At 72.9% G+C, this 24,739-nt stretch carries 23 protein-coding genes and 1 pseudogene; 8 read left to right on the plus strand and 16 right to left on the minus strand.

Features of this window, described 5'->3' with window-relative positions; genetic code table 11:
- Positions 1-21: 21 nt before the first annotated feature.
- The gene (locus ACFRCG_RS20510; protein WP_380033371.1) at positions 22-687 is read left to right on the plus strand and encodes an HAD family hydrolase; all 666 of its coding nucleotides are present in this window, start codon (positions 22-24) and stop codon (positions 685-687) included.
- Between the two features lie 226 nt (positions 688-913).
- On the opposite strand, the gene ACFRCG_RS20515 is transcribed toward ACFRCG_RS20510, so the two are convergent.
- Positions 914-1,651: an SDR family NAD(P)-dependent oxidoreductase gene (locus ACFRCG_RS20515; RefSeq protein ID WP_380033373.1), complete on the minus strand. Its 738-nt coding sequence runs from the start codon at positions 1,649-1,651 to the stop codon at positions 914-916.
- A 71-nt stretch (positions 1,652-1,722) separates the two neighbouring features.
- Here ACFRCG_RS20515 and ACFRCG_RS20520 point away from each other — a divergent pair, with 71 nt between their 5' ends.
- Positions 1,723-2,667 carry a LysR family transcriptional regulator gene (locus tag ACFRCG_RS20520; RefSeq protein WP_380033374.1) on the plus strand — a complete coding sequence of 315 codons (945 nt, stop codon included), beginning with the start codon at positions 1,723-1,725 and terminating at the stop codon, positions 2,665-2,667.
- A gap of 25 nt (positions 2,668-2,692) precedes the next feature.
- Here the strand turns inward: ACFRCG_RS20520 and ACFRCG_RS20525 are convergent, their stop codons facing one another.
- From ACFRCG_RS20525 to ACFRCG_RS20555, 7 genes are all read right to left on the minus strand, one after another.
- Complete coding sequence (locus tag ACFRCG_RS20525; protein ID WP_380033376.1) at positions 2,693-3,841, minus strand: alcohol dehydrogenase catalytic domain-containing protein; 1,149 nt, start codon at positions 3,839-3,841, stop codon at positions 2,693-2,695.
- Positions 3,838-4,137 carry a putative quinol monooxygenase gene (locus ACFRCG_RS20530; RefSeq protein WP_380033378.1) on the minus strand — a complete coding sequence of 100 codons (300 nt, stop codon included), beginning with the start codon at positions 4,135-4,137 and terminating at the stop codon, positions 3,838-3,840. Before ACFRCG_RS20530 ends, ACFRCG_RS20525 begins: the two co-directional genes overlap by 4 nt.
- An 18-nt stretch (positions 4,138-4,155) precedes the next feature.
- A complete protein-coding gene (locus ACFRCG_RS20535) occupies positions 4,156-4,812 on the minus strand; it encodes a glycerol-3-phosphate responsive antiterminator (RefSeq protein WP_380033380.1) in 657 nt (218 codons plus the stop codon).
- A gap of 28 nt (positions 4,813-4,840) precedes the next feature.
- Complete coding sequence (locus tag ACFRCG_RS20540) at positions 4,841-6,382, minus strand: FAD-binding oxidoreductase (RefSeq protein ID WP_380033382.1); 1,542 nt, start codon at positions 6,380-6,382, stop codon at positions 4,841-4,843.
- Entirely contained in the window at positions 6,379-8,094 is a 1,716-nt protein-coding gene (locus ACFRCG_RS20545) for a glycerol-3-phosphate dehydrogenase/oxidase (RefSeq protein ID WP_380033384.1), read from the minus strand. The genes ACFRCG_RS20540 and ACFRCG_RS20545 overlap by 4 nt, the downstream gene beginning before the upstream one ends.
- Positions 8,095-8,159: 65 nt before the next feature.
- Entirely contained in the window at positions 8,160-9,686 is a 1,527-nt protein-coding gene (locus ACFRCG_RS20550) for an FGGY family carbohydrate kinase (RefSeq protein ID WP_380033386.1), read from the minus strand.
- 64 nt (positions 9,687-9,750) lie between these two features.
- The gene (locus tag ACFRCG_RS20555; protein WP_380001232.1) at positions 9,751-11,214 is read right to left on the minus strand and encodes an MFS transporter; all 1,464 of its coding nucleotides are present in this window, start codon (positions 11,212-11,214) and stop codon (positions 9,751-9,753) included.
- 174 nt (positions 11,215-11,388) lie between these two features.
- Here ACFRCG_RS20555 and ACFRCG_RS20560 point away from each other — a divergent pair, with 174 nt between their 5' ends.
- On the plus strand, positions 11,389-12,381 hold the full coding sequence (locus tag ACFRCG_RS20560) for an aldo/keto reductase (RefSeq protein ID WP_380033388.1): 993 nt from the start codon (positions 11,389-11,391) through the stop codon (positions 12,379-12,381).
- A 61-nt stretch (positions 12,382-12,442) separates the two neighbouring features.
- Here the strand turns inward: ACFRCG_RS20560 and ACFRCG_RS20565 are convergent, their stop codons facing one another.
- Positions 12,443-12,811, minus strand: a complete 369-nt coding sequence (locus ACFRCG_RS20565; RefSeq protein WP_380033389.1) for a VOC family protein — start codon at positions 12,809-12,811, stop codon at positions 12,443-12,445.
- Positions 12,812-12,874: 63 nt separating this feature from the next.
- On the opposite strand from ACFRCG_RS20565, the gene ACFRCG_RS20570 reads away from it, so the two are divergent.
- Complete coding sequence (locus tag ACFRCG_RS20570; protein ID WP_380033391.1) at positions 12,875-13,333, plus strand: MarR family winged helix-turn-helix transcriptional regulator; 459 nt, start codon at positions 12,875-12,877, stop codon at positions 13,331-13,333.
- Between the two features lie 90 nt (positions 13,334-13,423).
- Here ACFRCG_RS20570 and ACFRCG_RS20575 read toward each other — a convergent pair whose 3' ends face one another.
- The 3 genes from ACFRCG_RS20575 to ACFRCG_RS20585 are packed head-to-tail and all read right to left on the minus strand — an operon-like array spanning position 13,424 to position 17,752.
- Positions 13,424-14,782, minus strand: coding sequence for an aldehyde dehydrogenase family protein (locus ACFRCG_RS20575; protein WP_380033393.1), 1,359 nt, complete (start codon positions 14,780-14,782; stop codon positions 13,424-13,426).
- Positions 14,779-16,248, minus strand: a complete 1,470-nt coding sequence (locus ACFRCG_RS20580) for a GMC family oxidoreductase (RefSeq protein WP_380033395.1) — start codon at positions 16,246-16,248, stop codon at positions 14,779-14,781. Before ACFRCG_RS20580 ends, ACFRCG_RS20575 begins: the two co-directional genes overlap by 4 nt.
- A complete protein-coding gene (locus ACFRCG_RS20585; RefSeq protein ID WP_380033397.1) occupies positions 16,235-17,752 on the minus strand; it encodes an APC family permease in 1,518 nt (505 codons plus the stop codon). The genes ACFRCG_RS20580 and ACFRCG_RS20585 overlap by 14 nt, the downstream gene beginning before the upstream one ends.
- 132 nt (positions 17,753-17,884) lie before the next feature.
- Here ACFRCG_RS20585 and ACFRCG_RS20590 point away from each other — a divergent pair, with 132 nt between their 5' ends.
- Positions 17,885-18,697: an IclR family transcriptional regulator gene (locus ACFRCG_RS20590; protein ID WP_380033399.1), complete on the plus strand. Its 813-nt coding sequence runs from the start codon at positions 17,885-17,887 to the stop codon at positions 18,695-18,697.
- Here ACFRCG_RS20590 and ACFRCG_RS20595 read toward each other — a convergent pair.
- From ACFRCG_RS20595 to ACFRCG_RS20605, 3 genes and pseudogenes are all read right to left on the minus strand, one after another.
- A complete protein-coding gene (locus ACFRCG_RS20595) occupies positions 18,621-19,394 on the minus strand; it encodes an IclR family transcriptional regulator (RefSeq protein ID WP_380033401.1) in 774 nt (257 codons plus the stop codon). The two genes, ACFRCG_RS20590 and ACFRCG_RS20595, sit on opposite strands and share 77 nt — an antisense overlap.
- A 35-nt stretch (positions 19,395-19,429) precedes the next feature.
- A complete protein-coding gene (locus ACFRCG_RS20600; RefSeq protein ID WP_380033445.1) occupies positions 19,430-19,816 on the minus strand; it encodes a DivIVA domain-containing protein in 387 nt (128 codons plus the stop codon).
- A gap of 36 nt (positions 19,817-19,852) precedes the next feature.
- Positions 19,853-19,966: pseudogene (locus ACFRCG_RS20605) on the minus strand (DivIVA domain-containing protein); the annotation flags it as partial.
- A 255-nt stretch (positions 19,967-20,221) separates the two neighbouring features.
- Here ACFRCG_RS20605 and ACFRCG_RS20610 point away from each other — a divergent pair.
- Both ACFRCG_RS20610 and ACFRCG_RS20615 read left to right on the plus strand, forming a co-directional pair.
- Entirely contained in the window at positions 20,222-21,358 is a 1,137-nt protein-coding gene (locus tag ACFRCG_RS20610; protein ID WP_380033403.1) for a Dyp-type peroxidase, read from the plus strand.
- Positions 21,355-22,155, plus strand: coding sequence for a family 1 encapsulin nanocompartment shell protein (locus tag ACFRCG_RS20615; protein ID WP_380033405.1), 801 nt, complete (start codon positions 21,355-21,357; stop codon positions 22,153-22,155). The genes ACFRCG_RS20610 and ACFRCG_RS20615 overlap by 4 nt, the downstream gene beginning before the upstream one ends.
- Before the next feature lie 17 nt (positions 22,156-22,172).
- On the opposite strand, the gene ACFRCG_RS20620 is transcribed toward ACFRCG_RS20615, so the two are convergent.
- The gene (locus ACFRCG_RS20620) at positions 22,173-22,979 is read right to left on the minus strand and encodes a GNAT family N-acetyltransferase (protein WP_380033406.1); all 807 of its coding nucleotides are present in this window, start codon (positions 22,977-22,979) and stop codon (positions 22,173-22,175) included.
- Positions 22,980-23,142: 163 nt separating this feature from the next.
- On the opposite strand from ACFRCG_RS20620, the gene ACFRCG_RS20625 reads away from it, so the two are divergent.
- Entirely contained in the window at positions 23,143-24,597 is a 1,455-nt protein-coding gene (locus ACFRCG_RS20625) for a benzaldehyde dehydrogenase (RefSeq protein ID WP_380033408.1), read from the plus strand.
- Positions 24,598-24,739 lie beyond the last annotated feature (142 nt).

The following is a 24,739-nucleotide window of genomic DNA, read 5'->3' on the forward strand; positions in this document are numbered from 1 at the left end:
CGCGCGTCGAAACGAGTCAGTGTGTCCAGCGTTCTGCCCGCCGCCGTGTTGTTCGACATGGACGGCACCCTCGTCGACACCGAGCAGTTGTGGTGGGAGGCGGTCGAGGACGTGGCGGGGCGGGTCGGCTACGCGCTGGGACCGACCGACACGGCCGACGTGGTGGGCCACGCCATCGCACACACCGCGACCTACCTGCACGCGGTGGTGCCCGAGGGGCCGTGCGTCCACGAGTTGTCCGACGCGCTGGACGCGGCGTTCACCGACCGGGTGCGGGGTCGGATCGAGCCGCTGCCGGGCGTCGTGGCCCTGCTGGACGCGCTGGCCGAGGCCGAGGTGCCGCTGGCCATCGTGTCCGCGTCGCCGCGGCATGTGGTGGACCTGGTGCGGGACGCGTTGGGGTCGGCGCGTTTCGCGGTCACCGTCGCGGCGGAGGACGTCGCGCGGACCAAGCCCGACCCCGCCCCTTATCTGGCCGCGGCGACCGCGCTCGGGGTCGAGCCGAGCGCGTGCGTCGCGGTCGAGGACACGGTGGTCGGCGTCACGTCGGCGGAAGCGGCCGGCTGCGCGGTGGTCGCGGTGCGCACGACCGCCCCGATCCCGGCCGCGCCGGGTCGCCGCGTGGTCGCCTCGCTCGCGGCGGTCGAACCGGCCGACCTGCGCCCGGCGCTCCTCGCGAGGGCGTGAGGGCGCGCTCCGCGGCCCACCACGACGGCCTCAAACGCCGGCCCGGCTTTTGGCCTCAAGCGCCGGCCGGGCTGAGTGCCCCCGGCCTCCGGCCGAGGTGGCCTCAAGCGCCGGCCGGGCTACTTGGCCTCAAACGCCGGCCGGGCTGTTTCGCCTCAAGCGCCGGCGGGGCTGATTTGGCCTCAAGCGCCAGCCGGGCGGAGTGGGTGGGGATGGGGCGAGGGTTTTACCAGGGAATCGGGGCGGTCTCGGTCAGGAAGGCGGCCGTTGGGCCGTGCTTGTCCGCGGTTGCCGCGTTGACTGCGGCGGTTGCGCCCTCCTGTGATGTGCGTTGGCCGGTGTGGCGGTTGAGGTCGGTCGCGCAGTAGCCGGGGCTTACCGCGTTGACCAGGATTCCTTCGGCGCGCAGTTCGTTGGCGTAGAGCACGGTGATCGCGTTCAGGGCGCTCTTCGAGGTGCAGTAGGGGAGGAGGGTCGAGGAGTACGGGGCCCACGGGCTGCCCGGGTCGGCCAGGTGGGTGAGGGAGCCGAGTTCGCTGGACATGTTGACGATCCGTGCGGCGGCGGAGCGGCGTAGCAGCGGGAGCATGGCGTGGGTCACCGCGATGACGCCGAATACGTTGGTTTCGTAGACCTGCCGGACGGTGGCGGCGGGGGTTTCACTCGGCTTTCGCGGTTCGGCGGCGATCGCGGCGTTGTTGACGAGGATGTCGAGGCGGCCGAACGCGGCGTCGATCCGCCTGGCGGCGGCTTGGACCGACATCTCGTCGGTGACATCCAGCGGTACGAACCGTACGTCGGCGCCGTCGGCGCGAAGCTCCTCGGCCGCCGCCTCGCCCCGCTCGGCGTCGCGGGCGCCGATCAACACGGTGATGCCGAGGGCGGCGAGCCCGCGCGCCGTTTCCTTGCCGATGCCCTTGTTCGCGCCGGTGATCAGGGCGGTCTGCTGCGAAGTCGTCGTCATGGCACCCAGCCTCCCCTGACCCACGGGCGGCGGTGAAAGACCGGACGACTCTGGATCTATAGTCCACGGATATGAGTGAGCTGGAGGTGCGGGAGCTGAGGTACTTCATCGCGGTCGCCGAGGAGCTGAACTTCAGCCGGGCCGCGGAACGCCTGGGGATGGCGCAGCCCCCGCTGTCGAAGGCGATCGCCCACATGGAATCCCGGCTCGGTGTACGCCTGTTGGAGCGCACCACCCGGCGGGTGCGGCTGACCACCGCCGGTGGGGTGCTGCTCGACCAGGCCCGGATCGCGGTCGACGCGGTGCACGCGGCGGCCCGGCGGGCACGTCGGGCCGGTCAGCCGACCCCCCGACTCGTCGTGGCGGTCAAGCCGGGAGGCGATGCGGGGCTGTTGCGGGAGATCCTCGACGCCTACCGGGGAACGGGTTCGCGTCTGCCGCCGCCCGAGGTCGTGGTCGGCGGCAGCGGGGAGCCGATCGCCATGCTGCGGGACGGCCGTGCCGATGTGGCGCTGCTGCGCAGCCCGTTCGACGGTCGGGGGCTGGATTCCCAGACGCTCGTGGTCGAGCCGCGACTGGCCGTTCTCCCCGCCGCGCACCGCCTGGCCGCGCGTCGGCGACTGCGGCCGGCCGACCTGGAGGGAGAACCGATCCCGCGCTGGAAGGGGGCCGCCCCCGCCACCCTCGCCTACTACACGGGACGCGACGGGGCGGAAGCGGGCGACGGCCACCCGGACTCGGCGCCGGCCGACACTGCCGAGGGGCCGCTCGTGGCGAGCGTCGAGCAACTTCTGGAGGTGGTCGCGCTGGGCCAGGCGGTGGCGTTCCTGGCGCTGTCCACCACCAAGCGCCACCAGCGCCCGGACATCGCGTATCGGCCGGTCACCGGCCTCAGCCCCAGCACGGTCGTGGTCGCCTGGCCGGAGACCTCACGATCCCCGGCCGTCGCCGCCTTCGTCCGAGCCGCCCACGATGTCGCCGCCGCCCACCCCGACCACCTGAGCGCACTGGCGTAGTGACCGGGGCACGCACCCCCGGGGCCTACCGCCCGGCCGCCACCGCGGCTCCCGTGCGGATCACCTGGCGGATGGCCTCGCCGCTTGCCAGCTCCTCCATCGCCTCGTTCAGGTCGTCCAGTTCGACCGTGCCCGTGTGCAGCAGCTCGACCGGCATCCGCCCGGCCCGCCACAGGGCCAGGTAGCGGGGGATGTCGCGGCGGGGGACCGCGTCGCCCATGTACGAGCCGATCAGGGACTTGCCCTCGCCGGCGAAGGCCAGCGCCGGCACCGCGTCCAACCGCCGACCCGGCGCCGGCAGGCCGACCGAGACCACCCGGCCGCCTCGACCCACCGCCGCCAGGCAGTCCGCGATCACGCCGGCGCTGCCGACCGCCTCGATCACCACGTCCAGGCCGTCGCCGACCAGGCCGCCGATCGCGTCCACCGCCTCCTCCGGGTGGTACGCGTGCGACGCACCGAGCCGCACGGCCAGGTCGCGCTTCGCGGGGACCGGGTCGACCGCGACGATCGGGTACGCCCCGGCCGCCCGCGCGCCGAGCACGGCGGACAGGCCGACCCCGCCGAGGCCGAACACCGCGACCGACTGGCCCGGCCGTACCGCCGCCGTGTTGATCACCGCACCCGCCCCGGTCAGCACCGCGCAGCCGAACATCGACGCCACCTCGAATGGCACGTCGCGAGGGATCGGCACCACCGACTCCTGCGCCACCACCGCGAATTCGGCGAAAGCGGACACCCCGAGCTGGTGGTGCACCACCGCGCCGTCCGCGTCCCGGAGCAGCGACGGCCCGTGCAGCAGCCCGCCCGAGCCGTTGGCCGCCGCGGCGGCCGAGCACAGCGCCGGCCGGCCCTCGTCGCACCGCACGCAGTGGCCGCAGCTGGGCACGAACACGAGCGCGACGTGCTCCCCCGGCTCGACCCGGTCCACCCCGGGCCCGACCGCCTCGACCACGCCGACCGCCTCGTGCCCGAGCGCCATCGGCAGCGGCCGGACCCGGTCGCCGTTGACCACGGACAGGTCGGAGTGGCACAGGCTCGCGGCGGCGATCCGCACCAGCACCTCGCCCGCGCGCGGCTCGCCCAGTTCCACGTCCTCGATCGCGACCGGCCGGCTCGTCCCGTACGGCCGGGCCTGCGAGGTCGCGCGCAGCACGGCGGCCCGCATCCTCACGGCGCGACCTCGCGCGGGGTGAGCCGGACCACGTCCCGGCTCGCCAGCAGCGGCACCACCTTGCCGAGCACGATCTCCCGGAAGTGCGCGGAGGCGCAGTGCGCGGTGAAGTCGGCCTCGGCGTCGTACTCCTCGACGAGCACGATCGTCCGGGCGTCCTCCGTGCCCTGGTGTACGCGATAGCTCCGGCAGCCGGGTTCGGCCAGCGAGTGGCGGGTCATCTCGTCGAGCAGGGCGAGTACCCGGTCCTGCGCGTCGGGATGGGTGAGATAGCGGGCGACGACTACGTAACTCAAGGGTGGTTCTCCTACGTACTACGGAGCGGAAGAAGCAGGGGGCGGGGCCGGCGCGGTCGCGCCGAGCCGGTCGCGCCGCAGGTCCCACAACCGGGGGTCGGACGTGGCCACGGCGACCGCGCCGAGCGCGAGCGCGGCGGCCGCGTCCTCGGCGGTCTCCACGAAGCCGGCCGCGACGAACGGCGACATCGCGCGTTTGGCCTCGGGGGTCATCCGGGCCACGATCGGCGACGGCATGATCTCGACCAGGTCGGGGCCGCCGCGCGCGATCGCGTCGGTGCTGCGGCGCATGTTGGAGCGGTCGGTGACGAACACCTTCTGCATGGTCAGCAGCCCGAGCGGGCGGCCCTTCTCCATCAGCGAGAGTCGGGTGCTGACCATGCCGTGCGCGCCCATCGCCTTGAGGAATTCCAGCGCGCCCTTGTCCTGGGCCAGGCCGGGGCAGCTGTCCACGTTGACGAACACCGTCTTGCCCGCCCTGCCGAGCAGCTGCACGATGTTCGGCAGCTGCCCGACCGGGATGGACGCGAGGATGCACACCTGTGCGGGCGCGCCGAGGAAGTTCTGCAGGCGCTGGGGTCCGATGATCGACGCGATCACGGGTACCTCGGCGAAGGCGGACGCGAGCACGGAGGACATCCGGGGCGCGCTCGCGGGGCGTCGACTGGCGTTCATGACCTACCTGGGCTGGGTCTCGGCCGCCTCACGCGTCGAAGCGGTTGGGCAGGCCCAGTTTGCCAGGATTGAGTATTCCGGCCGGGTCCAGGCCGGCCTTGACCTTGGCGAACGTGTCGAACCCGGCACCGAGCGCGGCGGGCAGGTACGGGCCGCGCAGCAGTCCGCAGCCGTGGTGGTGGCTGAGCGCGGCGCCGTGCCGGATCAGCACCTCGTTGGCCGCGTCCCACACCGCGCGGTACCAGTCGCGGCGCCGGGGCCGGTCCACGTCGCCGCGCAGCGAGAAGTAGACACAGGCGCCGTCGGTGTACGCGTGCGACTGGTGCGCGGAGGCCGCGAGCGTGCCGGGCACCGCCTGGATCGCCGCGACCACCTCGTCGTACACCTCGCCGAGCGCCGTCCACGACCCGGCCATCTCCAGCGTGTCTGCGACGAAGCCCGGCCCCGGGGTGAAGCCGTCGGAGGACTTGCCGACCAGCATGCGGTCCTTGAGCCAGCGCTCGAACACCGCGTCGCTGTCCAGTTCGGGGCCGTAGCTCAGGCAGACCTCCTTGCTGACCTCGAGCATCGCGTCGACCAGGATCGGGTCGCCCTCGTCGGCGATCAGCAGGAGGTTGGTCTCGGGGTGGTCGAAGTGCACCCCGCTCTCCAGCTTGTCGTACAGGCGCAACACCGCCGGGGTGGCGCCGCGCTGCATGATCTTGCGGCACGCGTCCAGGCCCTCGGCGAAGGTGTCGAAGCCGAACGCGAGCGCCTTGGCGTAGGTGGGCAGCGGGTGTACCCGGATGCGCGCGGAGACGATCACGCCGAGCGTGCCCTCCGAGCCGATGAAGATCTGCCGCAGGTCGGGGCCGGTGGCGGCGCGCGGGTAGTCGCCGTAGGTGGCCCGGGTGCCGTCGGCGTGCACCACGTCGACGCCGACGACCATGTCCTCGATCTTGCCGTAGCGGGTGGAGAGTTGGCCCGCGCCGCGGCAGGCGATCCAGCCGCCGACGGTGGAGACGGCGAAGGCGGACGGCCAGTGGCCGGTGGTGACGCCGTGGGTCTCCTGGAGTTCCTTTTCGAACAGGTCGCCGAACATGCCGGCCTCGACGTCGACGACGAGCGATTCGGCGTCGAAGGAGAGGATGCGGTTCAGGCCGCACAGGTCGAGCACGACGCCGCCGTGCACGGGCAGCGCCGCGCCGGTGACGTTGCTGCGGCCGGCGGAGGCGGTGACCGGGATGCCGGCGGCGTGGCAGATCCGCAGTACGGCGGCCACCTGGTCGGCGTCGACGACCTCGACGACGACCGCGTCGGGGGTGGCGGGGCGGCCGTCGGTCTCGCCGATCATGGTGCCGGCCCACCAGTCGCGGGTACGGGCGACCACGTCGTCGCGGTCGGTGTACACGGCCTTGGCGGCGGCACGCAGGTCCTCGAGCACCGGGGCGGGCACCTCGACCACGCGGCCCTGGAGCGACGCGTCGCCGGTGCCGATCGGGGTGTTCCGGGCCCACTTGGCCGGGGTGGGCGCGCCCACGATGTAGTCGCCGCGGTTGAACGGGTTCGTGATGGTCTGCCTGCTGATCACTTCGCGGCTCCTTGGGGTGCGATCACTGCGGATGTGGGTTCTTCGGGCTCGCCGAGCAGGACCGCCTTCTCGTGCCGTACGGCGGCGAGGTAGTCGGCGACCTGGCGGTCGATCTGCGCGGCGGTCAGGCCCAGTTCGGCGCCGAGCAGCCGGCCGACCTCGGGGGCCGCGGCGGCCGAGGCGTCGCGGGCGAACAGGCGCGAGCGAGTGCGTCGGGAGAGCACGTCGTCCACCGAGCGGGCCATCTCGGAGCGGGCCGCGTAGACGACCTCGGCCCCGATGTACGGCATGCCGGCGACCACCGGCTCGGCGAGCGCGGGGTCCTCGGCGAGCAGGTCGGAGACGAAGCGGGCCTCGGTGCCGTAGCGCTCGCCCAGGTGTGCGGCCAGGCCGCCGGACGCGGCGACCGCCTCGGCGTCGTAGCCGGCGCCGCCGATCAGCGGCAGGTTGGTGGTGCGGCTGCGGCCCTTGCGGCCCAGGACCTGCATCACCTTGTCGATCACCAGTTCGCCCATGTGCCGGCTGGTGGTGAGCTTGCCGCCGGTGACGGTGACCATGCCGCCGCGGCCGACCGAGATGTGGTGGTCGCGGCTCATGTCGAGGGTGGCGCCCTCCTTGCCGCCGACCAGCGGACGCAGGCCGCCGATGCTGCCGATCACGTCGTCCGGGGTGAGCCGGCCCTCGAACGCGGTGTTGGCGCCTTCGAGCAGGAACTCCATCTCCGGGCGGGTGCAGTGCACGTCGTCGATCGAGCCGCGGTAGTCCTCGTCGGTGGTGCCGAGCACGACCGCGTCGCCCCAGCGGGTGCAGGTGGCGCGGCGCGCCCGGCCCGGGATGGGCACGGTGACCGTGCAGTCGATCCGGACCTTGTGCCACGGCACCACGATGTGTACGCCCTTGGCGGGTCGTACCTGCGGCCGGTGGTCGTCGTCGGCCAGTCCGTCGACGGTGTCGCTCCACACGCCGGTGGCGTTGACCACGGCGGAGGCGCGCACGTCGAAGCGCTCGCCGTCGACCTCGATCCGGGCCCCGGCGGCCCGGCCGCGCTCGGTCAGGATCCGGTCCACCGTGGCGCCGTTGAGCACCGTGGCGCCCAGCGCGGCGGCGGTGCGCACGATGGTCAGCACCAGGCGGGCGTCGTCGGCGCGGCCGTCGAAGTACATCAGCCCGCCCTGGAGGTGGTCCGCGCGCAGCGTCGGCGCGTGGGCCAGGACCTCGTCGACGGTCAGCCGCTGGTGCAGCTTGCCGATCCGCCAGCCGCCGACCAGGTCGTAGGTCCACAGCAGGCCCTCGAAGCCCTTGGCGAGGCGGGCGTCGAAGACGCCCTCCTTCTCCAGGATCGGGAACAGGAACGGCAGGCGGTGCACCAGGTGCGGCGCGTTCTTGCGGAAGCGGTGTCTTTCCAGGAGCGAGTGGCGGACCAGGTTGACGTTGCCCTGCTCGATGTAGCGCAGGCCGCCGTGCACCATCTTCGACGACTTGGAGGAGGTCCCGGAGGCGAAGTCGTCCTTCTCCACCAGGGCCACGTCCAGGCCGCGCGAGGCCGCGTCGAGCGCGGCGTAGGCGCCGGTGACGCCGCCGCCGACGACGAGCACGTCGAAGCGGTGGTCCGCGAGTCGGTGCTTGGCCCGGCCGCGGTCGAGAAGCAGCGGGGTGCCTCTCGTGGCCGCCGCCGACGCCCGTCGTGGCTTGCGGGCGGGCATCGAAATCACAATCAACTCCTGGGGTCTGTCCGGCGTTCACGGTTCGCGCCGCCGGGTCGTACGGGCGGTTCGGCTCAGGCGGGGTAGCCGGCGAGCACGCTCCGCCAGGCGGCGCGCTGTGCGGCGCGCCGGTCGGGGGTGGTGGTCGGTTCGAAGATCCGGCCGCGTGGTTGGGCCTCGACCACCTCGTCGAGCGAGGACCACAGGCCCTCGCGTACGCCCGCCAGGTAGGCGGTGCCGCGCAGGCTCGCGGTGGCCGAGTCGGCGGCGCGCTCGATCGGCAGGCCGACCAGGTCGGCCTGGATCTGCATGAGGGTGTCGCTGCCGGCCACCCCGCCGCCCACCCGAAGGCGGGCGAACGGGGCCCGCATGGTGGCGGCGACGCCGTCGATCAGGTCGCACACGGAGTGCGCGATCCCGTCCAGGACGGCCCGGGCCACATCGGCCCGGGTGGTGGCCAGGGTCAGCCCGCCGAGCGCGGCCCGTGCCTCGGGCCGCCACTCGGGGGTGCGGATCCCGGCCAGCGCGGGCACGAACCACTCGCGCGGGCCCGCGCCGGCGCCGGCCCCCGCGGCGAGTTCGCCGATTTCGGCCGGCGAGGCGAACAGGCCCAGGTCGTCGCACAACCAGCGCAGCGCGGACCCGGTGGTCGAGCAGTACGCCTCCAGGCTGAAGTGCGTGGTGTCGCCCTGGCGCCAACCGGGCTGGGCGAGCACCCCGGCGATGCCCGGGATCGGCATCGCCGGGGTGCGGCCGGTGGCCGCGTCCACGAAGGTGCCGGTGCCGTACATGCACATCCCCTGGCCGGCGGCCAGTCCGCCCAGCGCGATCAGCGCCGCGTGCTGGTCGCCCATCACCGCCGCCAACGGCAGTTCCACGCCGAGCAGTTCGGGATCGGTGCGGCCGTAACCGAGGTCGTCGTCGGCGAACAGGTCCGGGAGCAGTTCGAGCGGGTAGCCCAGGTGCTCGATCCACTCGCGGTCCCACGCGTGTTCACGCAGCAGGTAGGCGCCGATCGAGCCGGCGTTGCTCGCCGAGACCGCGTGCGCGGCCCCGCCGGTGAAGCGCCAGGCCAGCCAGGTGTCCACGGTGCCGAACACGAGCGTGCCCGCCTTGTACGCCTCGGCCACCTCGGGCCGTTCGGCGATCTGCCGCGCGGCCCAGTGGAACGGCGCTCTGCTGCCCACCGGGCGGCCGAGCCGGGCGAGCAGCCGCTCGTCCCATTCGGCCTCGTAGCCGAGCAGGTCCCGGGCGTAGCGTCGGTCCTGCCACACGCACGCGGGCACCAGCGGCAGGCCGGTGCGCCGGTCCCACAACATCGCGGTGGCCCGCTGGGTGGACAGCGCGAGCGCGACGATCTCCACGCCGTCGGCCCGGGCCCCGGCCAGGGCCTCGCGGCATACGTCGAGGGTGGCCGACCAGATCTCCATCGGGTCCTGCTCGACCGAGTCCTCGTCGGGGTGGTCCACGGCGATCGTGCGATACGCCAGGTGGGTGACCGCCCCGGAGTCCTGCACGACTCCGGCGCGGGTCCCGGTGGTGCCCTCGTCGACGGACAGGATGCCCAGGCGCCGGCCGGGGTGGTGCAACGTCTTCGTCATCACAGCCCTTTCGGTGCGATATCTCCGCTTGATCCGAGTGCGAGTCTCGCGTGACGGACCCGCTTCAGCGGGTGACCAACGCGGGGTTCGCGGGCCCGGCCGACGGTGCGGCGATGATCGGCACGTTCGGGTCCTCGTCGGGCGAGACGGCCCGGGTCGGGTCCCAGCGGATCGCCAGGCAGGTGAGCAGGCCGAGCAGCGGGACGACGGCCAACACCATGAAGGTCTTGTCCAGGCCGATGCCGTCCTTGATCTGCGGGAACAGGTACAGCCCGGCCACGCTGCCGAAGCTGCCGATCATCCCGGTCACGCCGGTGCCCAGGGTGCGCACCTCGCTGCGGTAGGACAGCGCGGCGATCGACTTGCCGTTGGCGCCGGGACCGGCGGAGTGACAGAAGATGAACAGCGCCGGGAGGATGAACGCGATCCAGGTGGGCACCCGGTCGAAGGTCAGCCCCATGCCGAGCAGCATCACGAACACGCCGCCGAAGCCGATCGCCGAGCTGATCCGCAGGCCGAGCCGGCGCGCGAAGTACGCGGAGAGCAGGCCGCCGACGATGCCGAAGGCGTTGAACACCATCGAACCGATGGTGGCCTTCTCGAAGCTGTTGCCGAAGATGGCCAGGCTGATCACCGGCAGATACCAGCCGACGGCGAAGTACTGCATGGACTGGCCCAGCGAGATCGCCGAGGACAGCAGGGTGCGCGGCAGGTACGAGCCGCGGAACAGGATCCCGGCCTGCTTGATCCCCACGTTCGGCGGCGCCTCCTCGGCGTCCGCCTTGTCGGGCACGGCGCCGGCGACGGTGGGGGCGGCGGCGACCGCCTCGATGCCGTAGATGCGGCGCAGGTTGCGGACCGCGTCCTCCAGTCGACCCTTTGTGGCCAGCCACGTGGGGCTCTCCACCAAAAACGCCCACTGGAGCAGGAACAGGGTCAGCGCGATCACCCCGGCCGAGCCGACCGACCAGCGCCAGATGTCGGCGCCGACATCGAACTTGAAGCAGATCAGGGTGAGCAGCAGGTTGCCCGTGGTGGCGATGTACCAGATGCCCTGCCACAGATTGAGCCGGCCGCGCAGCGACTTGGGCGTGTACTCGGCGAGCAGCGCCATCGCCACCGCGAAGTCGACGCCGTAGGCCACACCGACCAGGACCCGGCCGATCCACACCACGAGGAAGTCGTCGGCGGTGGCCGCGATCACCGCGCCGGCCAGCGCGAACAGCTTGGCCAGCAGCAGCGGGGGCACCCGGCCGATCCGGGTGGCCAGCCAGCCGCCGATGGGGTTGAACAGGATGGCCAGCGCGGGTGCGGTGGCGGTGAGGATGGAGACCTGGGTGCTGCTCAGGTCCATCTGCTTCGTCATCGGGGCGAGCCCGGCGCCCAGTGCGGCGTTGGAGTACGCGTCGAGGAAAAGTCCCCCGAACACGAGGAACCAGATGACCCTGGACCGGCCGGAGATCGTCCCCTGCCGGTCGATGAGCGCGACGACGTCCTTGACGCCTCTGACGCTCGGCTGCTGTGCCATGTTCCCGTCCTCGGAAAAAAGGACCGGTCGGTGACACGCGAGCGCTAACGCGTAGGAGGGCACAGCGAAGCCACCGACAGGTGGTCTTCGTCTGTTCCTGCCAAAGAATGCTCTGGACCCTAGGAGGGACATCCGGGGGTGTCAAGGGTGGCGGTCGAGGGCCAAGATGGGGTAATGATCCACTCTGCCGCCGAGAACCGTTACCAATCCATGCGCTATCGCCGTGCCGGACGCAGCGGGGTCGAGTTGCCCGCGGTGTCGCTCGGGTTGTGGCACAACTTCGGGGACACCCAGCCCATGGAGGTCCAGCGCGCGGTGTTGCGACGCGCCTTCGACCTCGGGGTGACGCATTTCGACCTGGCGAACAACTACGGGCCGCCGTACGGGTCGGCCGAGGCCAACTTCGGGGTGCACTTCCGGGCCGACTTCCGGCCCTATCGCGACGAGCTGTTCGTCGCCTCCAAAGCCGGCTGGGACATGTGGCCGGGGCCGTACGGCAACGGCGGTTCGCGCAAGTACCTGCTGGCCAGCCTGGACCAGTCGCTGGGCCGGATGGGGCTCGACTACGTCGACGTCTTCTACTCGCACCGCTACGACCCGGACACCCCGTTGGAAGAGACGATGGGCGCGCTGGACACGGCCGTTCGGTCCGGGCGCGCGCTGTACGCCGGCATTTCCAACTACGGTCCGGAGGAGCACCGTCGGGCCGTGGAGATCCTGCGCGACCTCGGCACTCCGGTACTGCTCAACCAGTCGGCGTACTCGATCCTGGACCGCGAGCCGGAGCGGGGCGTGCTGGACGCGGTCGGCGAGACCGGGACCGCGCTGATCGCGTATTCCCCGTTGGCGCAGGGCCTGTTGACGGACCGCTACCTGAACGGCGTCCCGGCCGACTCGCGGATGGCGGTGGGCCACTTCCTCACCGAGGACGCCCTCACCGAGGAGCGCCTGACCCTGCTGCGCGCGCTGAACAAGCTCGCCGGCGACCGCGGCCAGACGCTGGCCCAACTCGCCCTCACCTGGATCCTGCGCGACCCGAGGGTGGTTTCGGTCATCGTCGGGGCAAGCAGTGTGCGGCAGTTGGAGCAGAACCTGTCCGCGGTCGGCCAACCCGACCTGACCGAGCCGGAGATCGCCGAAATCGACCGCCTCTGCGCACAGCTCTGACCGACCCGTGCCGCCCCGACTCGCCGGCTGCCCGCCGTCGGGTCGGGGCGTCGGCGGCTGGTCAGGTGCGGTCGTGGAGGGTGACGTGGTAGCCGTCGGGGTCGGCGAAGGTGAAGGTCCGGCCGAAGGGGCCGTCGATCGGCGCGGCGACGATGGGGTGACCGTCGGCGACGAGGGCGTCGTGGATGGCCTGGACGTCGGTGGCGTGCAGCCAGATCGCGGCACCGATGCCGGGCCGGGCGGCGGACGCGAGATCGGTGCCGGGCACGATGTCGCGCAGCGCGAACGCGATCGGCTTGGTCTCGAAGACGACGGCGTGCGGGGGCCCGGCCGGCGAGCGGACGAGGCCGAGGTAGCGCTCGTAGAACGCCTGCGAAGCGTCGAGGTCACGCACCTGGAGCGAGATGAAGTCGGGGCCGGTGGCGGGCATGGCGATACTCCTTCGTTGCATGTCAGGTTCCTGACACACATCAAGGTATGTCAGAATCCTGACATGAGTCAAAACGGTGCGGGCGTCGACCTGGACACATCCCTGGGCTACCTGCTGAAAGAGGCTTCGAGCGCCCTGCGCGCGGCCATGGAGGAGGTGCTGCGGCCCCTCGGGATGAGCGTGACGCACTACTCCTGCCTCGAACTGCTGGCCCAACGCCCGGGCCTGTCCAACTCCGAACTCGCGCGCGGCGCGTTCGTGACCCGGCAGACGATGAACGTCCTGCTCCAGGCCCTGGAACGAGACGGCTACGTAACCAGACCCGCGGAGGCCCCCGTCGGAAAGGCCCTCCCCGCGAGGCTGACCCCCCGAGGCCGCCGAAGCCTGGAAAAGGCGACCACGGCGGTGCGATCCGTCGAACTCAAGATGCTGACCGGCATGACCGGGCCCGAACAGGCGGCCGCGTTCCGCAGCCTGCGAAGCATGATCGATTCCCTGCGCGACACCGACGACGGCCGATAGCCCGCCCCTCGCCACAGGCGCGTACGGTGACGCGTCGCGTCGCGTCGCGGCGGGGCGGGCGGCGTCCGGCCGCGGCGGTCGGGTGTCGGGTCAGCGGTCGGCCGGCAGGGCGCGCATCACGTGTTTGGCCCGCGTGTAGGTGTCGAGCGCGTAGGTGGAGAGGTCCTTGCCGTAGCCGGATTGCTTGAAGCCGCCGTGTGGCATCTCGGTGGCGTAGACACCGTGGCAGTTGATCCATATCGTGCCTGCGTCGAGCCGACGGGCGAGGGCATCGGCGGCGGCCTCGTCGCGCGTCCAGATCGATGCGGCCAGGCCGTACGCGACCCCGTTGGCCAAGCGCACCGCGTCGGCCTCGTAGGCGAAGGCCTGCACGGTCAGGACCGGGCCGAACACCTCGTCCTGGACGATCGTGTCGTCCTGACGCACACCGGTGACCACGGTGGGCGGGTAGTGGAATCCGGGCCCGTCGCCCACCCGCCCGCCGGTGACGACGGTGGCGTGTGCCGGCAGCCCGGTGAGGTACGCGGCGACCCGATCCAGGTGGTCGCGGTTGTTCAGCGGGCCCACCTCGGTCCGCGCCGCCCGCTCGGCCAGCAGCCCCACGAGTTCGTCGTGCGCGTCGGCGGCGACCAACACCCGGCAGGCGGCGGTGCAGTCCTGGCCGGCGTTGTAGAAGGCCGCTTCGGCGATACCGTCGGCCGCTTCGCGCAGGTCGGCGTCGGCGAGCACGATCGCCGGGGCGTCGCCGCCCAGTTCCAGGTGCAGGCGCTTGACGCCGGCGGCGGCGGTGATCTCCGCGCCCGCCCGAGTGCTCCCGGTCAGCGAGATCAGCGCCGGGATCGGGTGCGCGACCAGGGCCCGGCCGGTGCCCCGGTCGCCGCACACGACGGTGACCACACCCGGCGGGAGCACCTTCGCGCACAACTCGCCCAGGACGAGCGTGCCGAGCGGGGTGGTCTCGGCGGGCTTGAGCACGACGGTGTTGCCCGCGGCCAGCGCGGGGGCGAGTTTGTCGAGCGCCGATCCCAGCGGATGGTTCCAGGGCGTGATCAGCGCGCACACGCCGACGGGTTCGCGCAGCACGGTCGAGGTGTGGCCGGGCACGTATTCGGCGGCGAGCGGCCCGTGCGCGGCGCGCGCGGCGCCCGCCATGAACCGCAACACGTCGATGCCGGCCGGGATGTCACCCTCCAGGACCTCGCTGAAGTCCTTGCCGGTGTTGCGCGATTCGACGGCGGCGATGCGCTCCGCGTCGGCGGCGATCGCGTCCGCCAGTGCGAGCAGGGCCTCCTGGCGCTGCCCGGGCGTGCTGCGCCGCCACGTCTCGAACGCCTCGGCGGCGGCCCGGACGGCCGCGTCGACCTCGGCCGGCCCCGCGATGGGGACGCTGTCGTACGTCTCGCCGGTGCGCGGATCGACGATCGGGCTGTGCGTCGCGTCGTCGGTCACAGGATCTCCTTGAGGAAGGCCGCGATGCGCTCGCCGACGACGGTGGTCGGCAGTGCGGGGGTGGCGCGGGGGACGTTGGGGAAGACGGAGGCGTCGGCGATGTACAGGCCGGCCAGGCCGTGCACCCGGCCGGTGTGTTCGACCACCGCCGCCGGGTCGTCGGCGGGGCCCATCCGGCAACTGCCCGCCGGGTGCCAGTAGTGCTGGTGATGGGACCGGATCCAGGTGTTCCGGTCGCCGTGCGGGGTGAGCAGTGGGGTGCCCAGGTAGGGGGCCATGTCCAGGTGCTCGAGCCAGTCCAGGCCGTACCCGATCGCGGCGAGGTCGTCCGGGTGGGTCAGGTAGGCGTGGTCGACCACGGCCCGCGTGTACGGGTCGGCCGAGCGCAGGCGTACGGTGCCGCGCGACCGCGGGCGCAGCAGCGCGACCGGCAGGATGCAGCGCCACCCGTGGCGCGCCCGCTCGTCGCGCTCGACCCACGGGTAGACGTGCAGGTCGTAGGGGGCGTCGCCGGCGTACGGCGAGCGGACCTTGGCGATCGCCTGCTCGTCGGGCAACATCCGGGTACGGGCGAAGTCGGCGAGATCCGCGGCGAGTTCGGCAGTCGCGGCGTATTCGAGCTGCACGGCGGGGTGGTCGTGGAGGTTGGCGCCGACGCCGGGCAGGGCGTGGCGTACGGCGATGCCGACGTCGGTGAGGTGCTCGGGCGGCCCGATGCCCGAGCGCAGCAGGATCTCGGGGCTGCCGTAGGCGCCGGCGCCGAGCACGATCAGGTCGGCGCCGATCCGATGCCGCGCACCGTCGGCGGTGCGCACGTCGACGGCGACCGCGCGCCCGTCCGCGACCACGACGCGCTCGGCGGTGATCCCGCCGACCACGGTGAGGTTGCCGCTCTCGCGGACCGGGTCGAGGTAGCCGAAGGCGGTGTTGACCCGGACCGCGTCCGCGGTGATGTTCACCGGTGCGCAGCCGATGCCTTCGCCGCCGTCGAGTCGGTCGAGGTCGTGCCGGACGGGCAGGCCCAGCCTGCCGCCGGCGGCCGTGAACAGGCGCTGGAACGGCTGAATCTCGTCCTCTCGGTAGTGCCGCAGCCGCAGTGCCCGCGTGGCGGCGGCGAAGTGCGGGCTCAGCGTGTCCGCGTCCCACCCGGGGCTGCCGGCTGCGGCCCAGGCGTCGTAGTCGCCGGCCCAACCGACGCTCTGCGTACAGCCGTTGTGCGTGGAGCAGCCGCCGATCACCCGACATCGCTCGAAGGTGTGCCGGCCCTCGGCGTAGCCCCAGTCGTGCGAGGTGGGCAATGTGGTGGCGTCCAGCAGGTCGGTGGGCCAGGAGCGATGCTCGGGGCCGTAGTCGGGTCCGGCCTCCAGGACGAGGACCGGGTGCTCTTCGGCGAGGCGGCCGGCGACGACGCAGCCGGCCGTACCTCCGCCCACGACGACGATCTCGGCGTGGTCAGGCAGCGTCAACGGTGACTCCTCGGTCGGGGGTGGTCGAAGGTCGGGCGCGTCGCCCGAGCAGGTGGAAGAGGAGGCCGATCGCGAGGATCAGCGCGATGGGGACGAGTTGGCTCGCGGTGTAGGCGCCGCGTTGGCCGGCGAATCCGTCCGGGAGGTAGTCGGCGGGTGTTCCGGAGGTGCCGAACCAGCCGACGCCGAGGCCGGGCCACACGAGGGCGACGACCGTGAAGAGCATGGTGCCGACGGTCAGCACGGTCACCGTCCAGGCACCGGCGGCGCCGCCGGGTACCCGGTAGGGGCGGTGTGTGTCGGGGTACTTGCGGCGCAGCACCAGGAACGAGGAGAAGGTGAGCAGGTAGGAGATGGCGGTCGCGGAGATGGCCAGGCCGATGCCCGCGCTGAAGTACTTGCGGGCGTCGCCGTCGGTGAGCGCGATCGAGGCGACCATCACGGTGGCGGCGATCGCCGTGGACAGGAGGTTGACCCGCACCGGGGCGCCGGTGCGGGCGGAGACCCGACCCAACCAGGCGGGTCCGGCGCCGTCCGCGCAGGCCACCGCCTGGGCGCGGCTCAGGCCCATGGCCCAGGCGGTGCCGCTGGTGAACAGTCCGATGATCAGGCCGGCGGCGGCGACCTTGGCGAGGACCGCGCCGGCGCCGGTGAGGACGATGTCGCCGTCGGCGGTGACATGGCCGCCGTACACGGTGAACACCGCACGGCAGGCATCGATGAACCCGGACAGCGAGCCGAGCCGCTCGGCCGGGAGTACGAGGAGGGTGCCGAGGATGGGCACGCCGTACAGCAGGGCCGAGCCGAGTCCGCCCCGCAGCAGGGCCGCGGGTACCTCGCGGCGCGGGTTGCCGATCGCCTCGGCGGCGCTGGGGATCTCGAAGCCCATGTAGTTGAAGGCGATGACCGGGGTGAGCGCGACCAGGCCGAGGTAGGTGGGCAGGTAGTCGCCGCCGGGCTGGGACTGCACGCCGTGGCGGACGGCGTAGACCGCGAGCGAGAGGACGAAGAAGCCGAGCAGCAGGATGCGGGCGAGGGCGCCGGCGAGGGTGACCCGGCGGCCGACGGTCTCAGAGGCGTGCACGGCGTATCCGGCGGCGCCGACGAAGATCGCGCCGGCGAGGTATTGCCAGGCGCCGGGCAGCGGGTGGAAGAACGTCTCGAAGGTGGTCAGCGCGACGATGCAGAGCGAGCCGCCGAGCCACACCGGGTTGGAGATCCAGTAGAAGACCTGGTTGATGCCCGCGGGGAGGCGGCCGAAGGCCAGTTTGGTCCAGGTATACGGGCCGCCCTCGTGGGGGAAGGCGGCGCCGAGTTCGGCGATGAGCAGCCCGTAGGGGGCGAAGAACAGCAGCCCGAGGACGACCATCCAGGTCAGCCCCTGGGGGCCGTTGGCGGCGACGGCGCCGAAGGTGTCGAGGCCGACGATCGCGCACAGCAGCATGGCGGGCGCGTCGAGGCGGGTCGGCGCGCGACGGGACGTGCGGGGACTGGCCGATGTCATCCGGCCCTCCTTCGGTGGGGTACCGGAATCATGAAGGGCGCGTTCATAATCGTCAATGACTTGTGTTTATTTTGATCTCAAAGACCGCCCCGGGCGCGCCGGACCGACCTTGAGCGCACTAGGGTTGCGGGCGTGACCACCACCTTCGACCGGGGCCTGGCCCTCCTCGACGCGATCGTCGCGGCGGAACTCGGCTCGACCGGCTACCCGGGAAACGCCCAGCTCGCCGAGCGGATCGGGCTCGACCAGGCGCAGACCTCCCGCATGCTCAAGGACCTCGCGGCGGCCGGCCTGGTCGAGCGCGACGAGCCGTCGCGCGGCTGGCGGGCCGGACCCGGTTGGTTCGCCCTCGCCGCCGCCGCGGGCGACGGCGAACTGCTGCGCGGCGCGCGGCCGTTGCTGCGTGCCCTGGTGGCGCGACGGCACGAGCCGGCGTGGTTGTCGGTGCGGTCGGGGACGGCCGTGTTGACGGTCGGGGCCGAGGCGAGTCACTGGGCGTCCTACGTCGCCGCCACGCCCGGCGCGCTGACCCCGCTGTGGTGCACCGGGCCGGGGCGGGCGCTGCTGCTCGACCACTCGGACCGGGAACTCGCCGAACTCCTCGACGGGGTGAGCCTGGTCGGCGGCGGCCCGCGCGCGGCCCGGGACCTGGCCACGCTCGCCGCGCGCAACGCCGAGGCACGCGCAGCGGGAGTGGTCGTCGCCGACCGCGAGTTCGAACACGACGTCGTGGATTTCTCCGCGCCGGTACGGGACCGCCTGGGCGCGATCACGGCCGCCCTCAGCCTCGCCGTGCCGCGCTTTCGACTCGGCGGGCACACCGCCGAGATCGCGGCCTCGGTCGCCGAGGCGGCGCGGGCCCTTCAGATCAGGACGGGAGCCGCTCCGGAGCCTCGGCCGGCCGCCACCCGAGCAGACCGGACAGCCGATCGGCCAGCGTCCTGATCACCGGGCCGTGCTCGTCGGCCAACGGCGCCAGGCGCTCCGACGGTCCCTCGGTGTGCAGCGCGCAGACCACCTCGCCGGAGAAGTCCCGCACCGGTGCGGCGACCGCGAACACCCCCGGCTCGGACTCCCCGTCCACCACGGCCCAGCCGCGCGCACGGGCGGCGATCAACCGTGCCTCGAACTCGGCCACGTCGGCCGGCGCGGTCGGCCCGTACGCGATGAACTCGGTGCCCGCGAAGACGATCTCCAACTCCTCGCGGTCGCAGTCCCACAGCAGCGCCTGTCCCGCGTCGTCGCAGTGCAGCGGATAGGACCGGCCGACCCAGGAGAGCCCGGAGGGCACATGCTCGGCGATCGCCACCGAGCCGTCGCCGCGCACCTCGGCCAGGAAGGTGCTCGCCCCGGTCGCCGCCGACGCCTCGCGCAGGATGCCCGGGCCCTCCGCCGCGAGGCGGGCCCGCACCACCCGCCCGGCCTGGCTCCGCAATCGCCAACTCGGCCCATAGGCCAGGCTCGCCGGATCCCGGGTCACCAGGCCCGCCGCCGCCAGGCTCCGCAGGGTGCGCGAGACCTGTACCCGGCCCCGGCCGAGCCGCTCGGCGATCGCCGACGAGGTTTCGGGCTCCCCGGTGTCGGCCATCGAGAACAGCACGTCGAGGCCGCGACCGAGGCTTCTGACGGTTCCGGGATTCACCCGGAAATGGTACCGAGCACCACCGCGCGCCGGGTTCAGCCCGTCGCCGGGTCGTCCAACCCCCGGCGCACCAGCAGGTCCGCGACCCGGTCCCGCCACGTGTCCACCTGCGCGCGGTCGTAGCCGCGTCGAGCGATGTCGAAGCGGTCGGCCAAGACCTCCTCGGGCGCCAACCGCAGCCGCCCCCGCAGCGCGGCATCGACCCGACCCACCAGCGCGTCCACCTCGTCCCGGCCGTAGCCGCGCCGGACCAGGTCGAACCGCTCGCCCGCCGGCCGCAGCGCGACCGCCTTCACATCGGCCTCCGCCCGAGCCTCGGCGAACCGGTTCACCCCCACGTGCGTGTCCGCCGAACCCGAACCCGAACCCGAACCCGAACCCGAATCCGCCCCGCCCGCCCCCGCCGCGTCCGCGTCCACCACCGCCCCCGCCGACCCCCACGTCCCCGCCCGCGCGGCCAACCTCGCCTCGATCTCGTCGAGCGCCGCGTCCACCTCGTCCTCGTCGTACCCCTCGCGCAGCCGCACCGTGGCGAATCGTTGCTCACGCACCTGCGCCGCCGTCACCGGCACCGCGACCGTGCCGTCCAGGCTGCCCCGCACCAGCGCCAAAAAGGCGTCCACCTCGGCGATCGCGTACCCCTCACGCAGCCGCGTCCGAGTGAAACTCCACTCCATCCCGCCCCCAACCGCTCGCCGCCGCACCCGGTTTCGACCCGCCCGGGAAGGCTATCGTCGCCCCGCCCGCCCCCACGCGGGCGTGCCCCGCCATGATCGCCTCGGCCGAATCAGGTTTGCCGTGCCCGCGATCCGTCGATCTGCCACGGCATGTGCGTACAGACCGACGCGACGCCGCCGCCCCGGCCGCAGGAGATCCTGGGCCTGCCGGCCACGACGGCGATGTTCCTGGTCCTGACCATCGACGCCGACCCCGCGGCCGAGGCCACGGTCCGCGACCTGCTCGCCGATCTGGCCGGACTGCGCCGCTCGGTCGGCTTCCGGCTCCCCGAGCGCGACCTGAAGTGTGTCGTCGGCATCGGCTCACACGCCTGGGATCGGCTGTTCGCGGGCCCGCGCCCGGCGGAACTGCACCCGTTCCGGGAACTGGTGGGCGCCAGGCACCGGGCCGTGTCCACACCCGGCGACCTGCTCTTCCACCTGCGCGCGCGGTCGATCGACCTGTGCTTCGAGTTGGCCACCGTGCTGACCGACCGGCTGGCCGGCGCGGCGACCGTGGTCGACGAGGTGCACGGCTTCCGCTACTTCGACCAGCGGGACCTGATGGGCTTCGTCGACGGCACCGAAAACCCGGAGGGGCGGGACGCCTTCGAGGCGGTGACGATCACCGCCGAGGAGGACCCGGACTTCGTCGGCGCCGGCTACGTGATCGTCCAGAAGTACCTGCACGACATGCGGGCCTGGAACGCGTTGCCGGTGGAGGCGCAGGAGAAGGTGATCGGCCGGACCAAGCTGTCCGACCTCGAACTGCCGGACGACGTCAAGCCGATCGACTCGCACGTCGCGCTCACCACGATCACCGACCCGGACGGCACCGAGCGCGACATCCTGCGCGACAACATGCCGTTCGGATCGGTGGGCAGCGGCGAGTTCGGCACCTACTTCATCGGCTACTCCAGCACACCGAGCGTCACCGAGCAGATGCTGGAGAACATGTTCATCGGCCGCCCGGCCGGCACCTACGACCGCATCCTGGACTTCTCGACGGCGGTCACCGGCGGGCTGTTCTTCGTGCCGACGGCGGACTTCCTGGACGACCCGCCGGGCCCGCCGGACGCGCCGATCGAGCGCGCGGCCCCGGTCGACCCGGCCCCGGCGGCGCTGCGCGCGGACGGCTCGCTCGGCATCGGGGCACTCGGCGCGGCCGGCCCGGACCCGTACGCCGACCCGGTCGACCCCGCAGCCCACCCCGCGACAGCCCCCGAGACCAGGAGCCTCACCCCATGAACAACCTCCACCGCGAACTCGCGCCGATCTCCGACGCCGCGTGGGCCGACCTCGAGGACGAGGCCAGGCGTACGTTCAAGCAGCACGTCGCGGGCCGGCGCGTCGTCGACGTGACCGGGCCGGACGGCAGCGCGGCGGCCGGTGTGGGGACCGGCCACCTGACCGACCTGGAGCCGCCCGCCGACGGAGTCCTGGCCCGCAGCCGCCGATTCCGCCCGCTGATCGAACTGCGCGTGCCGTTCACCGTGGCCCGCGGCGCCGTCGACGCGGTCGAGCGCGGGGCCGCGGACGCGGACTGGCAGCCCGTCAAGGACGCGGCGCGCAAGATGGCGTTCACCGAGGACCGGCTGATCTTCGAGGGCTACCCGGCGGCGTCGATCGAGGGCGTCCGCCGGGCGTCCACGAACGTGCCGGTGTCGCTCCCGACCGACGCCCGCGACTATCCGGACGCGGTCAGCCGGGCGCTGACCGAGCTGCGCCTGGCCGGCGTGAACGGCCCGTACCACCTGGTGCTCGGCCCGCAGGCGTACACCGCGGTGAACGAGGCCGCCGACCACGGCTACCCGATCCGCCAACACCTGACCCGGATCCTGGCCGGCGAGCCGATCTGGGCCCCCGCCATCGACGGCGCGTTCGTGCTGTCCACCCGAGGCGGCGACTACGAACTGCGTCTGGGCCAGGACCTGTCCATCGGCTACCTGTCCCACGACGACGCGGGTGTCCACCTCTACTTCCAGGAAACCCTGACGTTCCTGATGTACACCGGCGAAGCCGCCATCGGCTTCGCCCGTCCCTGACGCAACGCCCGGCGTGCTCAGCCGGGGACGATCTGGAGCTGGATCTGGGTTTCCGTGCCGGCGAAGCCGAGGCGGCGGTAGAGGTCGATCGCCACGTAGTCGGGGTCGGCGACGATGACCAGGGTGGTCACGGACCAGTGGGTCGCGGCGTGTTCGGCGGCGGCGTGTACCAGGCCGGACGCCAGGCCGCGGTTGCGGTGGTCGGGGTGGGTGCCGACGGTCTGGTAGCGGGCCAGGCCGCGGCCGTCGGTGAACAGGCCCAGGCCCGCGCGGAGTCGGCCGTCCTCGAAGGCGCCGAACCAGGCGCCGTGGCCGCGTTCCTGCAGAGCGCGGAAGCCGGCCAGGCGGCGGGCGGCGAATTCGCGGTAGGCGGCGGGTTCGAAGTCCGTGTTGCCGGCCTCGTTGAGCGCGAGCGCCTGGGCCCAGTCGTCGTCGCCGGCGGCGACGCGGTAGGTCGCGGTGGTGTGGGGACGGGCCGGCGGGCGCAGGGACGCGGCGGTCAGGACCGTGCCGCGCTCGACGTGCAGGTCGGCGGCGGCGAGGTCGGCCGGGTCGCCGGCGGCACCGTCCGTGCCGTCGACGCCGAGGGCCACGTGGTCCGCGTCGGGGAATTCCCGGCGGAAGGTGTCCACCCAGCGGGCCGCGGCGCCGGGGGCCGGGGGAGCGGGCAGGAGGAGGAAGTTGCCCCAGTGGAAGGTGGGGTTGGCGGGCGTACGGACGACCCGGTAGCCGTCCCGCTCCTCGACTCGGCTGCCCTGGAGGGTGAGCAGCATCAGGTCGGTGCGGAAGCCGAGGGAGATCACGGGCGAGGTCGCGGCGGTCATGGGGACACCCCATCACACGACACGTCCGTCCACCCTTCCGGTGAGTGGAAGGAATCGGTTCGCAGGCGAGGAATCCGTAGCAGCATCCGGGCGTATCGGGCACGTCGAGGTCGCGAGCAGGTCCGCCGCGACCCGCGCGGCCGATCGCCTGGGAGGACGCCGCATGTTGCTTGCCGACGGCACGTGGACCGGGAAGATCTTCGACGGGCGGTGGACGCCCGGGTCCGGAGGGACGTACGAGGCGGTCGCGCCCGCGACCGGGAAGGTGCTGGGTGTGGTCGGCGCGGCCGATCCCGCCGACGTCGCCCGCGCGGCGACGGCCGCCGCCGCGGTTCAGGGCGACTGGGCTGCCCGGCCGTACGACCAACGCGCCGCCGTACTGCGCCGCGCGGGGCTGTTGTTCGAGCGGCACGCCGAGGAGATCCGGGACCTGCTGGTCCGCGAGTCCGGATCGGTCCCGGCCAAGGCGGCCGTCGAGGTGGGCTTCGCCGCGGCCGAGTGCTTCGAGGCGTCGGCGCTCGCGGCGCATCCGCAGGGCCTGGTGCTCCCGTCGACCCAGCCGCGCTGGAGCCTGGCCCGCCGCCGCCCGGCGGGCGTGGTCGGCGTGATCGCGCCGTTCAACTACCCGCTGATCCTGTCGATCCGCTCCGTCGCGCCCGCGCTCGCGCTCGGCAACGCCGTCCTGCTCAAGCCGGACCCGCGCACGGCGATCGGCGGCGGCGTGGTGCTCGCCCGGATCCTGGAGGAGGCCGGCCTGCCCGCCGGCGTACTGCACCTGGTGCCCGGCGGGGCCGACACGGGCGCGGCCCTGGTGTCCGCCCCCGAGGTACGGATCGTCTCGTTCACCGGATCCACCGCCGCCGGCCGCCGGATCGGCGAGACCTGCGGACGCCTGCTCAAGCGCGCCCACCTGGAACTGGGCGGCAACAACGCGCTGATCGTGCTCCCCGGCGCCGACCTCGACCGCGCCGCGGCGGCCGGCGCCTGGGGTTCGTTCCTGCACCAGGGCCAGATCTGCATGGCCACCGGCCGCCACCTCGTCCACGAGAGCCTGTACCCGGACTACGTCGCCGCCCTGGCCGCCAAGGCCGATCACCTGCCGGTCGGCGACCCCGCGACGGAGGACGTGGCGCTCGGCCCGATCATCGACGAGCGGCAACTGCGCCGCATCGACGGCCTGGTCCGGGACAGCGTGGCCGCGGGCGCGCGCCTGGCCGCCGGCGGCACGTACGAGGGGCTGTTCTATCGGCCGACCGTGCTGGCGGACGTGCGGCCGACGATGCCCGCGTACGCCGACGAGGTGTTCGGACCGGTGGCGCCGGTCGTCCCGTTCGGCACCGTCGAGGAGGCGATCGCGCTGGCCCGGGACAGCGAGTACGGCCTCTCGCTCGGCATCCTCGGCGACGTCGGACAGGCGATGCGGGTCGCCGACGCGATCCCCACCGGCCTGGTGCACATCAACGACCAGACGGTCGACGACGAGGCCAACGCCCCCTTCGGCGGCCAGGCGGCATCGGGCACGGGCGCCCGGTTCGGCGGCCCGGAGGCCAACATCGAGGCGTTCACCGAGACGCAGTGGGTGACGATGCGGGGAGAGATCGCGCCGCATCCGTTCTGAGCGCCGGCGCGCCCGGTCTCCGAGCGGCGGCACGCACCGGCCGGGCGCCCGGCCTCGACGGGCGCCGTCCGTGCCGACCACGTCGAAAGCCCGGTGATGTGGCAGGCTCGTGGGCCTACGCCCCGCGATCCGAAAGCAGGAC

The sequence above is a fragment of the Embleya sp. NPDC056575 genome (genome assembly GCF_042793325.1).
Classification (GTDB): Bacteria; Actinomycetota; Actinomycetes; order Streptomycetales; family Streptomycetaceae; genus Embleya.

What these genes read in the sequence shown, in the direction of transcription:
- ACFRCG_RS20515 (WP_380033373.1), bottom strand. Translation starts at nt 1,651, where the DNA reads ATGACGACGACTTCGCAGCAGACCGCCCTGATCACCGGCGCGAACAAG.
- ACFRCG_RS20610 (WP_380033403.1), top strand. Translation starts at nt 20,222, where the DNA reads ATGTGCGTACAGACCGACGCGACGCCGCCGCCCCGGCCGCAGGAGATC.
- ACFRCG_RS20555 (WP_380001232.1), bottom strand. Translation starts at nt 11,214, where the DNA reads ATGGCACAGCAGCCGAGCGTCAGAGGCGTCAAGGACGTCGTCGCGCTC.
- ACFRCG_RS20570 (WP_380033391.1), top strand. Translation starts at nt 12,875, where the DNA reads ATGAGTCAAAACGGTGCGGGCGTCGACCTGGACACATCCCTGGGCTAC.
- ACFRCG_RS20625 (WP_380033408.1), top strand. Translation starts at nt 23,143, where the DNA reads ATGTTGCTTGCCGACGGCACGTGGACCGGGAAGATCTTCGACGGGCGG.
- ACFRCG_RS20620 (WP_380033406.1), bottom strand. Translation starts at nt 22,979, where the DNA reads ATGACCGCCGCGACCTCGCCCGTGATCTCCCTCGGCTTCCGCACCGAC.
- ACFRCG_RS20550 (WP_380033386.1), bottom strand. Translation starts at nt 9,686, where the DNA reads ATGACGAAGACGTTGCACCACCCCGGCCGGCGCCTGGGCATCCTGTCC.
- ACFRCG_RS20565 (WP_380033389.1), bottom strand. Translation starts at nt 12,811, where the DNA reads ATGCCCGCCACCGGCCCCGACTTCATCTCGCTCCAGGTGCGTGACCTC.
- ACFRCG_RS20585 (WP_380033397.1), bottom strand. Translation starts at nt 17,752, where the DNA reads ATGACATCGGCCAGTCCCCGCACGTCCCGTCGCGCGCCGACCCGCCTC.
- ACFRCG_RS20560 (WP_380033388.1), top strand. Translation starts at nt 11,389, where the DNA reads ATGATCCACTCTGCCGCCGAGAACCGTTACCAATCCATGCGCTATCGC.
- ACFRCG_RS20520 (WP_380033374.1), top strand. Translation starts at nt 1,723, where the DNA reads ATGAGTGAGCTGGAGGTGCGGGAGCTGAGGTACTTCATCGCGGTCGCC.
- ACFRCG_RS20615 (WP_380033405.1), top strand. Translation starts at nt 21,355, where the DNA reads ATGAACAACCTCCACCGCGAACTCGCGCCGATCTCCGACGCCGCGTGG.
- ACFRCG_RS20535 (WP_380033380.1), bottom strand. Translation starts at nt 4,812, where the DNA reads ATGAACGCCAGTCGACGCCCCGCGAGCGCGCCCCGGATGTCCTCCGTG.